This window comes from Georgenia sp. X1117, from assembly GCF_057784635.1.
On the sequence record NZ_CM173492.1, the window covers coordinates 1,033,383 to 1,045,755 of the forward strand.

Below are 12,373 nucleotides of genomic sequence, written 5' to 3' on the forward strand. Positions count from 1 at the left end.
CGCGCGGGTGGCCGGGCCGCCGGGCACCTACCCTGACGCGGTGCACTCCTCCCCCGCCCGCTCCCTGACGGACCTCGACTGGCCTCGGCGCACCCGGCGCCTCGAGCTCCGACCCGCCGTCGCCGCCGACGCACCCGCCGTGTTCGCCTACCGGCGCCTGCCCGAGGTCGGGCGTTGGATGTCGGTGCTGCCCGGCGACGCGGAGGAGCACGCGGCGGCGTTCGTCGAGCAGCTCGGGTCCACGCTCGTCGTCGAGCGCGACGGCGAGATCATCGGCGACCTCATGGTGCGCATCCAGGACGCCTGGGGCCAGGCCGAGGTGCGCGAGCGGGCGCGGGGGACGCAGGCCGAGCTCGGCTGGTGCCTCGCGCCGGCCCACCACGGGCGCGGGTACGCGACCGAGGCCGTCACGGAGCTCATCGACGTCACCTTCGCGCTCGGCGTGCGGCGCATCGAGGCGGGCTGCTTCGCCGAGAACCTCGCCACCCGTCGCGTGATGGAGAAGGTCGGCCTGCGCCTGGAGGGGACGTTCCTGGGCGAGTCGCTCCATCGCGACGGCACCTGGCGCGACGGCATGTCCTACGCGCTCCTGGCCACGGAGTGGGCCGCTCGACGGTGAGCGGGCGGCCCCGTCAGCCGAGGAGCTCGCCGCCGTACCAGTCCTCGATGAGCGAGCGCGCGATCGAGCTGCGCATCGGCAGGTAGACCTCGCCCACCTGGACCGCCGTCGCCAGCTCCTCGCGGGTGAACAGGCGCAGCTCGCCGACCTCCTCGCCGTCGGGCCGCGCGTCCTCCACGCCCTCGATCCGCGCGGTGTAGCCGAGCATGAGCGAGCACGGGAAGGGCCATGGTTGCGAGCCGCGGTACTCCATGTGCGTGACCCGGACGCCGGCCTCCTCCATGATCTCGCGCCGCACGGCCTCCTCGGCCGACTCCCCCGACTCCACGTAGCCGGCCAGCGTGGAGAAGCGCCCGGCGGGCCAGTGCACGGCGTGCCCGAGGAGGAGCCGGTCGCGCTCGTCGACCAGGGCGACGATGACGGCGGGGTCCGTGCGCGGGAAGTGCTGCTCCTCGTCCGCCGGGCAGCGGCGCACCCAGCCCGCCGACTCGACGACGGTGGCCTCGCCGCACCGGGGGCACCGCGGGTGGCGGTGGTGCCAGGCGGCGAGGGCGACGGCCGTCGTCGCCAGCCCGGCGTCCCGGTCGCTCAGCGCGTCGCCGACGTCGCGCAGGTGGGCGAACTCCAGCGGGTGGACCACCTCCACGAGCGCCGCGTCCTCGACGATGGGCACGCCGTCGAGGTCGCGGACCTCGCCCAGGCCGTCGGGCAGGACGACCGAGAGGTAGGTGCCGTCGTCGTCGGCGCCGAGGAGGTGCACCTGCTCCGCGTCCCAGGTGATGCCCGGCAGGTCGTCGGGGTCGAGCAGGACGAGGGCGTCGTTCTCGACCGCGATCTCGCCGCGGCGCACGAGCATCACCCGCGTCGTCGGCTCGGCGCGGAGGCGCTCGTAGAGGTTCTCCTCGTTTCGCCGCTCGGCGGCCTGGTCGACGGTGGAACGGGCGAGGGGCAGGTCGGCGAGCATGACCCCACGGTAGGCCCGGGAGCGGTGCGCCGCGCCGCAGGTCGGGCGGGTGTCAGCCGCGGGCCGGGCGGTGAGTCGTAGGACGGGCGGTGTCAGCCGCGGCCGGAGATGGTGGCCTGGCCGAGCACGCGGTCGCCGAGGTAGACGACGAGGCTCTGGCCGGCCGCCACGCCGCGGACCGGCTCGCGCAGGTCCACGGTGAGAGTCTCGGCGCCAGGGCCGCCGGCGCGGGTGACGACAGCGGGGTGCGCCGCACCGTGGGCGCGGATCTGCACGGCCGCCTCGGTGGGGACCTCGGCGGGGTGGTCGGCTGCGAGCCAGACGACGTCGGCGGCCTCGATCCTGCGGGTGGACAGCAGCTCGGCGGCCCCGACCACGACGCGGGCCCGGCTCGTGTCGACGTCGACGACGTAACGCGGCCGACCGTCCGGCGCCGGCCGTCCCAGGCCCAGGCCCTTGCGCTGGCCGACGGTGTAGGCGTAGGCGCCGGCGTGCTCGCCGACGACGTTGCCCTCGGTGTCGACGATCTCGCCGGGCTGCTCGCCGAGGCGGGAGCGCAGGAAGCCCGCGGTGTCGCCGTCGGCGACGAAGCAGATGTCGTAGGAGTCGGGCTTGGTGGCCACGGGCAGCCCGCGGGCGGCGGCCTCGGCGCGGACGTCCGCCTTGGCGGCGACGTCGCCGAGCGGGAACAGGGCGCGGGACAGCCCCTCACGCCCGGCGACGGCCAGGACGTAGCTCTGGTCCTTGTCCGGCTCGGCTGAGCGGAACAGGCGCGGACCGTCCGCCGCGTGCTCGAGGCGGGCGTAGTGACCGGTGGCGACGGCGTCGAAGCCGAGCGCCCGCCCACGGTCGGCCAGGGCGGAGAACTTCACGTGCTCGTTGCAGCGCACGCACGGGTTGGGCGTGCGGCCGGCGGAGTACTCGGCGAGGAAGTCGCGCACGACCAGGTCCTCGAACTGCTCGGAGAGGTCCCAGACGTAGTACGGGATGCCGAGCCGGTCGGCGGCGCGGCGCGCGTCCGAGGCGTCCTCGATCGAGCAGCAGCCGCGCGAGCCTGAGCGGTGCTCGGCCCGGTTGCGGGACAGGGCCATGTGGATGCCGACGACCTCGTGTCCGGCGTCGACAGCGCGGGCGGCCGCGACGGCGGAGTCCACTCCCCCGCTGAGGGCGGCGAGCACGCGCATGTCGGGTCCTTCGTGGTGGTGCGGCTGATCTGCGGGACCCATTGTCGCGCAGCGGGGCGGGCTCCTCCTCCCGCCCCCGTCATCGAGACGATGGGTTGTGTCACCAGACGATGCCCCCGGTCCATGCTCTCGCGACGCAATCCCATGTCTCGACGCAGGGAGCGCGGGCGGGGCGGGACGGCACGGACAGCGCGGGAGGGGCGCGGTCAGCGGGGCAGGGCGCCGACCGCTCGCGCGGACTCGACCGCGCGCGGCAGCTCACGGATGACGGCCTCGACGTCCTCGCGGGTGGTCGAGCGGCCCATCGACAGCCGCAGGCCGGTGCGGGCGTCGGCCTCGGAGAGCCCCATCGCAAGCAGGACGTCGCTGGCGCCGAGCACGCCCGTGGTGCAGGCGGCGCCGGGCGAGGCGTCGATGCCGGCGGCGTCCAGGGCCAGCAGCAGCGCGTCGGGGTCGGCCCCGGGCAGCCGCACGTGCAGCACCGCGGGGCTGACCTGGGCGGACTCGGGGCGGTCGAGGTCGGGCCCCGAGACGACCAGCCCGGGCACCCTCGAGGCAAGCCCGGAGACGAGCTCGGCGCGCAGGGCGGCGAGCCGGGCGGCGTGCCGCTCCCGCTCGGCGACGGCGTGCTCGACGGCGACGGCCAGCGCCACCGCACCGGCGACGTCGAGCGTCCCGGAGCGGATCGAGCGCTGCTGCCCTCCCCCGCCACCGACCGGGGCGAGCGCCAGGTCGCGCCGCGCGAGCAGCGCACCGGTCCCCACCGGCGCCCCGATCTTCGGGCCGGCGATGGTCAGCGCGTCGAGGTCGTCGCCATGCAGCCGCACGGGCAGCACCCCGAGGGCCTGAGCGGCGTCGGTGTGCACGGGCACGCCGCGGGGTCGGCCCGGGCCAGCCGCCTCGCGCGCGATCGCCACGACCTCCCGCAGCGGCTGCACCACGCCGGTCTCGTGGCACACCGAGGTCACCGAGAGCAGCACGGGCGGGCAGGACAGGACCTCGCGCACGGCGTCGAGGACGATCCGGCCGTCGGGGTCGACGGGGAGCTGGTGGGCCACCGACAGTCCGTCGTCCTCCAGGTGGCGGGCCGAGCGGAGCACGGCGGGATGCTCGAGCGCGGAGTGCGCCACGCAGGTCGGTCCCGAGTCCGGCCCGAGAGCGGCGCGCACGGCGCCGACCACCACCAGCGAGTCCGCCTCGGTGGCCCCGGAGGTAAGCACCACCTCGGCGGCGTCGGCGTCGAGGGCGTGGGCGATGCGTTCGCGCGCGTCCTCCCAGCGGGCGCGGGTGGCGCGACCGGCGGCGTGCCCGCTGGAGGGGTTGGCCCCGCCGGCGACCTGGCGGGCGAGCTCCTCGGCATGCGCGGCCGCGGCCTCGGGGAGCAGGTCCGTCGCCGCGGCATGGTCGAGGTAGTGGCGCACGCCCTCACCCTAGGCACCCTCCTCCTTCTCCTCCTTGGCGAGTGAGCATCTTCTGGTCCGGCGAGTGAGCAACCTCCGGCGCGAGGGACCACAAGGTGCTCACTCGTCAGGCAGATTGCTGCTCACTCGTGGAGAGGGGGAATGTCCGGGCGGGGGGCTGGGGTTGGATAGGACCGTGAGTTCCACCGACCGACCGGGAAGCCCGCACGCCGGCCACTACCAGGACACCGGGGCGACGCCGGTGCCCGGCCCCGCGCAGCACCCGACCCGCCGCGGGGTCCACCTCGTGGGCGACGGCGTCGACGTCTCGGTCTTCGCCTCCCGCGCCTCCCGGGTGGACCTGTGCCTGGTCGACGAGGCCCCCGACGGCACGCTGAGCGAGCGCCGCCACACGCTGCGCGGCCCCGCCCACGGCGTCTGGCACGGGCACGTGCCCGGGGTGCGCGCCGGCCAGCGCTACGGGTTCCGCGTGCACGGCCCGTGGCACCCGGCCAACGGTCAGCGGCACAACCCGGCCAAGCTGCTGCTCGACCCCTACGCGCGCGCCGTCGTCGATGCGCCCCGGCTGGGCCCGTCGCTCTACGCCCACGTCGTCGACGAGCACCTGGTGCCCGTCGACCACACCGCCTCGCCCGACCCGCGCGACTCGGCCGCCGACGCGGCCCACGGCGTCGTCGTCGACGAGCGTTTCGACGGCGCGGTCCCCTCCCCGCGCACGCCGTGGCGGGACACCGTGGTCTACGAGGCCCACGTGCGCGGCCTGACCAAGGAGCTGCCCGGCGTGCCCGAGCACCTCCGCGGCACGTACGCGGGACTCGCGCACCCGGCGACCATCGCCCACCTCACGGCCCTGGGCGTCACCGCCGTCGAGCTGCTGCCGATCCACGCGAAGATGGACGAGCCACACCTGCACGCCAAGGGCCTGACCAACTACTGGGGCTACAACACACTGGGCTACTTCGCGCCCGAGCCGTCCTACGCCACCGCCGAGGCGCGCGCGGCCGGCCCGGCCGCCGTCCTGGCCGAGGTCAAGGGCATGGTCGCCCTGCTGCACGCCGCCGGCATCGAGGTCCTGCTCGACGTCGTCTACAACCACACCTGCGAGGGCGGCGTCGACGGCCCGACCGTGTCCTGGCGCGGCCTGGACGCCTCGGGCTACTACCTCCACGACAGCCACGACCGGGGCCGGATGCTCGACACCACCGGCTGCGGCAACACCCTGGACCTGCGGCGCACCGAGGTGGTGCGCATGGTGCTGGACTCGCTGCGGTACTGGGTCGAGGAGGTCGGCGTCGACGGGTTCCGCTACGACCTCGCCGTCACGCTCGGGCGCCACGCCGACCGGTTCACGGCCTACCACCCCTTCCTCGTCACGCTGGCCACCGACCCCGTGCTGCGGGAGGTCAAGCACATCGCCGAGCCCTGGGACCTGGGGCCCGACGGCTGGCGCACCGGCCAGTTCGCCGCACCGATGGCCGAGTGGAACGACCGCTTCCGCGACACCGTGCGCACCTTCTGGCTCGCGGACCCCGGTGCGGCCGCCAAGGGCGAGACCGGGCACGACCTGCGCGACCTCGCCACGCGGCTGTCCGGCTCGGCCGACCTGTTCGGCCACGGCGAGGTCACCGGGGGGCGGGGGCCGGCGGCCTCGGTCAGCTACGTCACCGCCCACGACGGGTTCACCCTGGCCGACCTGGTGGCCTACGAGCACAAGAACAACGAGGCCAACGGCGAGGACAACCGGGACGGGACCGGCGACAACCGATCGTGGAACCACGGCGCCGAGGGTCCCGTGCACCCCGACGACCCCGCCGCCGACCTGCTGCCGCTGCGCCGACGCTCGATCCGGAACCTGCTCGGCACCCTGCTGCTGTCCCCGGGCACCCCGATGATCACCGCCGGTGACGAGATCGGCCGCACCCAGCGGGGCAACAACAACACCTACTGCCAGGACAACGACCTCACCTGGCTGGACTGGGACCTGGCGTGGTGGCGCGAGGACCTGCTCGAGACCGCCCGGCACCTGCTGCGGCTGCGCCGCGAGCACCCGGTGCTGCGCCCCGAGCGCTTCTACACGGGCCGCACCGCGGAGGGGGACCAGGTCCCCGACCTGGTCTGGCTCGACGACGAGGCGCACGAGATGGGCGCCCACCGGTGGCACGACCCGCGCCACCGGGTCCTGCAGATGCTGCGATCGGGCGGGGGCCGCGACGCCGACGTGCTCGTCGTGCTGTCCGGATCGCTGGACTACGCCACGGTCACCCTGCCCGAGGGGCGCGGCGCGGACTACGAGCTGGCCTGGAGCTCGGAGTGGGAGTCGCCGTCGTTCGCCGAGGCCGAGGAGCACAGCGACCCGTGGGCGCTCACGGCCTCGCCCGGGGAGCCGGTCCAGCTCGACCCGCTCTCGATGCGCGTCTACCTCGCCCGGCCGCCCGCCCTGCGCGGCGGCGGGGCCCGCGCCTCGCTGCCGCACGGAGCCGGGCCGCACTGAGCCGGGCGGCACCGACCCGAGCCCGACCGACCCGGGCCGTACCGACCTGGGCCCGACCGACCCGACCCGTGCGGCACGCGCCCGCGCAGCGCACGTTGCTACGGTGGCGCCCACGGCGACGACGCCGCCCCCCGGGCGACCCGCCCGGACGGGTGACCACGACGAGGTGGGGACGACATGGACGAGCGGACGTTCGCAGGGCACGCCGGTGACATCCACGCGCAGAGCTGGCCGGCCACGGACCCGCGCTGGGTCGCGGTCCTCGTGCACGGCTACGGGGAGCACATCGGCCGGTACGAGTGGGTCGCGCAGACCCTCGGCGCCCACGGGGCGGCGGTCCACGGCCTCGACCACGCCGGGCACGGCCGCAGCGCTGGCGAGCGGGTCGTCATCAGCGACTACGACAACGTCGTCGCCGACCTCCACCTCGTGGTCCGCGCGGCGGCCGAGGCGCACCCGGACCTGCCTCTGGTGATGATCGGGCACTCGATGGGCGGGCTCATCGCCGCCCGGTACGCCCAGCTGCACGGGGACGAGCTCGCCGCGCTCGTCCTGTCCGGGCCCGTGCTCAACCGGTGGTTCGTCGTCGACGACCTCCTCCCCCAGGACCCGATCCCCTCGACGCCGATCGACATCACCACCCTGTCCCGCGACGACGAGATCGGCCGGATCTACGCCGAGGACCCGCTCGTGTGGCACGGCGACTTCCGGCGCGAGACCCTGCAGGCCCTCGCCGACTCGATGGCCGCGGTCACCGCGCACGGCAGCCTCGGGGACCTGCCCCTGCTCTACCTGCACGGCGAGGAGGACCAGCTGGTGCCGATCGGGCCGAGCATGGCGGGCCTGGAGTCCCTGCGCGGCCCACGCACCGAGGTCATCACCTACCCGGGTGCCCGCCACGAGATCTTCAACGAGACCAACCGCGCCGAGGTGCTCGCCGACGTGACCGCGTTCGTCGACCGGACGCTCGCCGACTGAGGGGCGCCCGGGCGCGCCGGGCACCTGCGCGCACCGGGCACCTGTGCGCACCGGGCGACGCCCGCGCCGCACGCGCGGTGGTCGCCGATCGGTGGCCGGCTACTCCGGCGACGTCGACGGCGTCGGCCGGCTGCGCAGCCGCGCGGGCGTGGGTGAGAGGTCCCCGCACCCGGGGCGACGGGCCCCTGGCCGTCGTCGTTACCTTGGTCTCGGTCACCCGATGATCCGGCACGCACCGACGACGCGGTGCCGGACCCACGACGAGGAGTGGATGATGCGCCCCCGCCGACACGACGCCCCCAGCGGTCCGAGCCACCCCCGCCCGATGGCCGAGCGAGGCTGGTCGGCGGCCCCGGCCGGCCCCGCCCCCGCGGGCGCCCCGGGCGGGCAGCTCGAGGGCAGCTACCTCCGCGCCGTGGACGAGGCGGCCCACGGACAGAGCCGGTCGATGCGTGAGCGATGGCGCCGGATGAGGAGCCTGGGCCAGCAGCTCGTCGGGTCGGCCCCGTTCTTCATCGTGATGGCGTTCATCGGCTCTCGATGGGCCGCCATGGACGCCCGCAGGGACAACACCCTGGGGCCTTTCCAGCCGACCTACGATCACGAGCCCAGCCTGACGGAGACGCTGATGGGCGTGGGCATCTGGGTCGCGATCGGTACGCTGGTCCTCGGCGTGGTCCTCCTGGCCGTCGGCACCTGGAAGCTGGCGCGCACGGCACGCTGAACGGCCCACCGCGAGCCGCCACCTACGCTGGGTCCGTGACCGACTCCTCCGACGACCTCTCGACCACCGACTCCGCCTCCCTGGCCCGCTCCCAGACGCGCAGCGACCTCATCGAGGCCGACCTCGCGGTCAACCCCGGGCGCTACCGGATGCTCACCGGGGACCGGCCCACCGGGCGCCTGCACATCGGGCACTACTTCGGCTCGCTGGCCAACCGGGTGCGCATCCAGGAGCTGGGGGTGGAGTCCTTCATCCTCGTGGCCGACTACCAGGTGATCTACGACCGCGACGGCGTGGGCGACATGCGCACGAACGTGCTCTCGGCGCTGGCCGACTACCTCGCGGTCGGCATCGACCCGGCCCGCTCGACGATCTTCACCCACTCCTCGGTCACGGCCCTCAACCAGCTGCTGCTGCCGTTCCTGTCCCTGGTCACCGACGCCGAGCTGCGCCGCAACCCCACCGTCAAGGACGAGCTGGCCACCTCGAACCGACCGATGTCGGGCCTCATGCTCACCTTCCCCGTGCACCAGGCCGCGGACATCCTGTTCTGCAGGGCCAACCTCGTGCCGGTCGGCAAGGACCAGCTCCCGCACATCGAGGTCACCCGGCTCATCGCCCGCCGCTTCGACGAGCGCTACGGACGCGTGGACCCCGACCGGCCGATCTTCCCGCAGGCCGACGCGCTGCTCTCCCCAGCGCCGCTGCTGCTGGGCATGGACGGGCACAAGATGAGCAAGTCGCGGGGCAACACCATCGAGATCGCGATGGACGCCGACCAGACCGCGCGGATCATCAAGAAGGCGGTCACCGACGCCGACCGGCACATCACCTTCGATCCGGCCGGGCGCCCCGAGGTCTCCAACCTCGTCCAGCTCGCCGCCCTGTGCCTGGACCGCGACCCGCACGAGGTGGCCGACGAGCTCGGCGACGCCGGCGGCGGGGGCCTGAAGAAGCTCGTCACCGAGGCCGTCAACGAGCACTTCGCGCCGATCCGCGAGCGCCGCGCGACCTACGCGGCCGACCCCGCCCAGCTGCTCGAGGTGCTGCACGAGGGCAACGCCCGGGCCACCGCGGTGGCCGAGGAGACCCTCGGCGAGGTCCGCGCCGCCATGCAGATGGACTACTGAGCGACCCACCGACGCCCAGACAGACCGCACCCGGTCGGGACAGACCTCTGCAAGGTCTGTCCCGACCGGGTGTGGTCCACCTCGACGAGATGGGTAGCCGGTCAGGCCCCGGGCCGGTCAGGCCCAGGTCCGGCCGGCCCGCGCCGGTCAGGCCTGGGCGGTGGCGGAGAGCCCGAGCTCGGTGACGCCGTCGAGCAGCCGGTGGTCGGGCACGACCCGCACGGAGTAGCCGAAGGCCCCCGCGGTGTCGAGCGCGACGTCGCCGCTGAACGTGTGCCGCCCGTCGACGCTGCCCTGCAGCGCGAGCGGGGTGACCGTGAGGTCGTCGAGCTCGTCGGAGTCGTCGACCCGGCCGGAGACGACCTGGACCTGCACGTCCTGCGGGCCGAGGTCACCGAGCGAGACCGCGGCAACCACCTTGAGCGCGTCGCCCACCTCGACGACGTCCGGCACGTCCTGGGCGTCGACCGCGTCCACGCGCACGGACGGCCAGGCGGCGCGCACCCGGCGCTTCCACGCGGCGAGCTCGCGGGCGCCGGCGTAGCCGTCCCCGCCGTCGAGGGTGCGACCGGCCGCGGCGACCGGCGTATACAGCTCCTCGACGTAGTCGCGCAGCATGCGGGTGGCCTGGACCTTGGGGCCCAGCGTGGACAGCGTGTGCCGCACCTGCTCCATCCAGTGCGAGGGCACGCCGTTCTCGTCCCGGTCGTAGAACCGGGGCACGACGACGTTCTCGAGCAGGTCGTACAGGGCGGCGGCCTCGAGCTGGTCGCGGTGCTCGGTGTCCTCCACGCCGTCGGCGGTGGGGATCGCCCAGCCGTTGACGCCGTCGAACATCTCGTCCCACCAGCCGTCGAGGATGGACAGGTTGAGCGCGCCGTTGATCGCGCACTTCATGCCCGAGGTACCCGAGGCCTCCAGCGGGCGCAGCGGGTTGTTCAGCCACACGTCGCAGCCCGGCATGAGGGTCTGGGCCATGGCGATGTCGTAGTTCGGCAGGAAGACGATGCGCTCGCGCACGCCCGCCTGGTCGGCGAAGCTGACGAACTTCTGGATGAGGCCCACGCCGGGCTCGTCGTCGGGGTGGGACTTGCCCGCCACGATGATCTGCACCGGACGCTCGGGGTCGGTGAGGATGCGCGTGAGCCGCTCGGGGTCCTTGAGCATGAGCGTGAGCCGCTTGTAGGTCGGCACGCGGCGGGCGAAGCCGATGGTCAGCGCGTTCGGGTCGAGCGCGTCGGCGGTCCAGCCGAGCTCGGCCGGGGAGGCGCCCCGGTCGAGCCAGGACTTGCGCAGCCGCTCGCGGGCGGAGTCGACCAGTCGGCCGCGCAGCTCGTTGCGGGTCTCCCACAGCTCGCGGTCGGAGAACCCGCCCTCGGCCTCGGTGCGCTCCCAGCCCTCGCCGAAGGTCAGCGAGCGCTCGCCGAGCCGCTCGGTGGCCTTCGCCGCGAAGGAGGGGTCGACCCAGGTGGGGCCGTGCACGCCGTTGGTCACCGAGGTGATCGGCACCTCGGAGACGTCGAAGCCCGGCCACAGCTCGGCGAACATCCCGCGCGAGACCGAGCCGTGCAGCTTCGCCACACCGTTGGCCCGGCGCGCCACGCGCAGGCCCATGACCGCCATGTTGAACACCTCGGGGTTGCCGCCCTCGAAGTCCTCCGCCCCCAGGGCGAGCACCTCGTCCAGGGAGACGCCGTCGATGGCGGCGTCGCCGCCGAAGTACTCCGAGATGAGGTCGCGGGAGAAGCGGTCGATGCCCGCGGGCACGGGCGTGTGCGTGGTGAACACCGTCGCGGCGCGCACCGACTCCAGGGCGGAGGCGACGTCGAGGCCGGAGCCCTGGACGAGCTCGCGGATGCGCTCGACGGCGAGGAAGCCGGCGTGCCCCTCGTTGCAGTGGTAGACCTCCGGCGCCGGCGCGCCGGTGAGGCGCGAGTACAGGCGGACCGCCCGCACGCCGCCGATGCCCAGGAGCAGCTCCTGCTCGAGGCGGTGCTCGGCCGAGCCGCCGTAGAGGCGGTCGGTCACGCGCCGCTCGCGCTCGTCGTTGTCGGGCACGTTGGAGTCCAGCAGCAGCAGCGGGACGCGGCCGACCTGGGCCACCCACACCTGGGCGTGCAGCATCCGGCCGCCCGGCAGGGCCAGGTCCACGCGCGACGGCGTCCCGTCGGCCTCGCGCAGCAGGGTCAGCGGCAGGTTGTCCGGGTCGACCAGCGGGTAGGTCTCGTGCTGCCAGCCCTCGCGGGTTAGCGACTGCTTGAAGTACCCGGCCCCGTAGAGCAGGCCCACGCCGACGACGGGCACGCCGAGGTCGGAGGCGGACTTGAGGTGGTCGCCGGCGAGGATGCCGAGCCCGCCGGAGTACTGCGGCAGCACGGAGGTGATCCCGTACTCGGCGGAGAAGTAGGCGACCGCGGCGGGCTTGTCGGCCGGCCCGTCGGTCTGGAACCAGCGCGGCTCGCTCATGTACGTGGCGAGGTCGGCGTCGAGCTCGCGCACGCGGGCCACGACGTCGGCGTCGGACGCGAGCTCGTCGAGGCGGGTGCGCGGCAGCGCGCCGAGCAGGCGGATCGGGTCCTGGTGGACCTGGCGGAAGACCTCGGGATCGAGCGACTCGAAGAACGCACGTGTCGGCTCGTGCCAGCACCAACGCAGGTTGGTGGCCAGGGTGTCGAGAGGCGCGAGGGCCTCGGGGAGGACGGTGCGGACCGTGAATCGGCGGATGGCTCTCACGGGGGCGAGCCTATCGGGTCGGCTGTCATCTTTCTGTCCTGTTGCAAGGCCCCGGCGGTGCCGGGCGCAAGGTCGCGAGCCGGTACCGGACCGGCGCCCGGCCGTTGCCGGACCGGTGCCGCGCCGGGC

The 12,373-nt window shown here is 74.4% G+C and carries 9 protein-coding genes; 5 read left to right on the forward strand and 4 right to left on the reverse strand.

All coding sequences use genetic code 11. The annotated features are described in order from the left end of the window. Positions 1–40 precede the first annotated feature (40 nt). The gene (locus tag AC3D3D_RS04655; protein WP_463661320.1) at positions 41–619 is read left to right on the forward strand and encodes a GNAT family N-acetyltransferase; all 579 of its coding nucleotides are present in this window, start codon (positions 41–43) and stop codon (positions 617–619) included. 13 nt (positions 620–632) lie between these two features. Here the strand turns inward: AC3D3D_RS04655 and nudC are convergent, their stop codons facing one another. The 3 genes from nudC to AC3D3D_RS04670 form a co-directional block, all read right to left on the reverse strand. Further along, complete coding sequence (gene nudC / locus AC3D3D_RS04660; protein WP_463661319.1) at positions 633–1,583, reverse strand: NAD(+) diphosphatase; 951 nt, start codon at positions 1,581–1,583, stop codon at positions 633–635. Between the two features lie 92 nt (positions 1,584–1,675). Beyond that, on the reverse strand, positions 1,676–2,767 hold the full coding sequence (gene mnmA / locus AC3D3D_RS04665; RefSeq protein ID WP_463661318.1) for a tRNA 2-thiouridine(34) synthase MnmA: 1,092 nt from the start codon (positions 2,765–2,767) through the stop codon (positions 1,676–1,678). A gap of 206 nt (positions 2,768–2,973) precedes the next feature. Next, positions 2,974–4,188: a cysteine desulfurase family protein gene (locus AC3D3D_RS04670; RefSeq protein WP_463661317.1), complete on the reverse strand. Its 1,215-nt coding sequence runs from the start codon at positions 4,186–4,188 to the stop codon at positions 2,974–2,976. A 241-nt stretch (positions 4,189–4,429) separates the two neighbouring features. On the opposite strand from AC3D3D_RS04670, the gene glgX reads away from it, so the two are divergent. From glgX to trpS, 4 genes are all read left to right on the forward strand, one after another. Next, positions 4,430–6,679 carry a glycogen debranching protein GlgX gene (glgX, locus tag AC3D3D_RS04675; RefSeq protein WP_463661358.1) on the forward strand — a complete coding sequence of 750 codons (2,250 nt, stop codon included), beginning with the start codon at positions 4,430–4,432 and terminating at the stop codon, positions 6,677–6,679. Between the two features lie 177 nt (positions 6,680–6,856). Then, positions 6,857–7,657 carry an alpha/beta hydrolase gene (locus tag AC3D3D_RS04680; protein WP_463661316.1) on the forward strand — a complete coding sequence of 267 codons (801 nt, stop codon included), beginning with the start codon at positions 6,857–6,859 and terminating at the stop codon, positions 7,655–7,657. A gap of 325 nt (positions 7,658–7,982) precedes the next feature. Then, entirely contained in the window at positions 7,983–8,381 is a 399-nt protein-coding gene (locus AC3D3D_RS04685) for a hypothetical protein (protein WP_463661315.1), read from the forward strand. A 35-nt stretch (positions 8,382–8,416) separates the two neighbouring features. Then, the gene (gene trpS / locus AC3D3D_RS04690) at positions 8,417–9,511 is read left to right on the forward strand and encodes a tryptophan--tRNA ligase (protein WP_463661314.1); all 1,095 of its coding nucleotides are present in this window, start codon (positions 8,417–8,419) and stop codon (positions 9,509–9,511) included. 147 nt (positions 9,512–9,658) lie between these two features. Here trpS and glgP read toward each other — a convergent pair whose 3' ends face one another. After that, positions 9,659–12,244: an alpha-glucan family phosphorylase gene (glgP, locus tag AC3D3D_RS04695; RefSeq protein ID WP_463661313.1), complete on the reverse strand. Its 2,586-nt coding sequence runs from the start codon at positions 12,242–12,244 to the stop codon at positions 9,659–9,661. Positions 12,245–12,373: the final 129 nt, after the last annotated feature.

Coding starts and splice junctions, on each gene's coding strand:
- AC3D3D_RS04680 (WP_463661316.1), top strand. CDS start 6,857: ATGGACGAGCGGACGTTCGCAGGGCACGCCGGTGACATCCACGCGCAG.
- mnmA (WP_463661318.1), bottom strand. CDS start 2,767: ATGCGCGTGCTCGCCGCCCTCAGCGGGGGAGTGGACTCCGCCGTCGCG.
- nudC (WP_463661319.1), bottom strand. CDS start 1,583: ATGCTCGCCGACCTGCCCCTCGCCCGTTCCACCGTCGACCAGGCCGCC.
- AC3D3D_RS04685 (WP_463661315.1), top strand. CDS start 7,983: ATGGCCGAGCGAGGCTGGTCGGCGGCCCCGGCCGGCCCCGCCCCCGCG.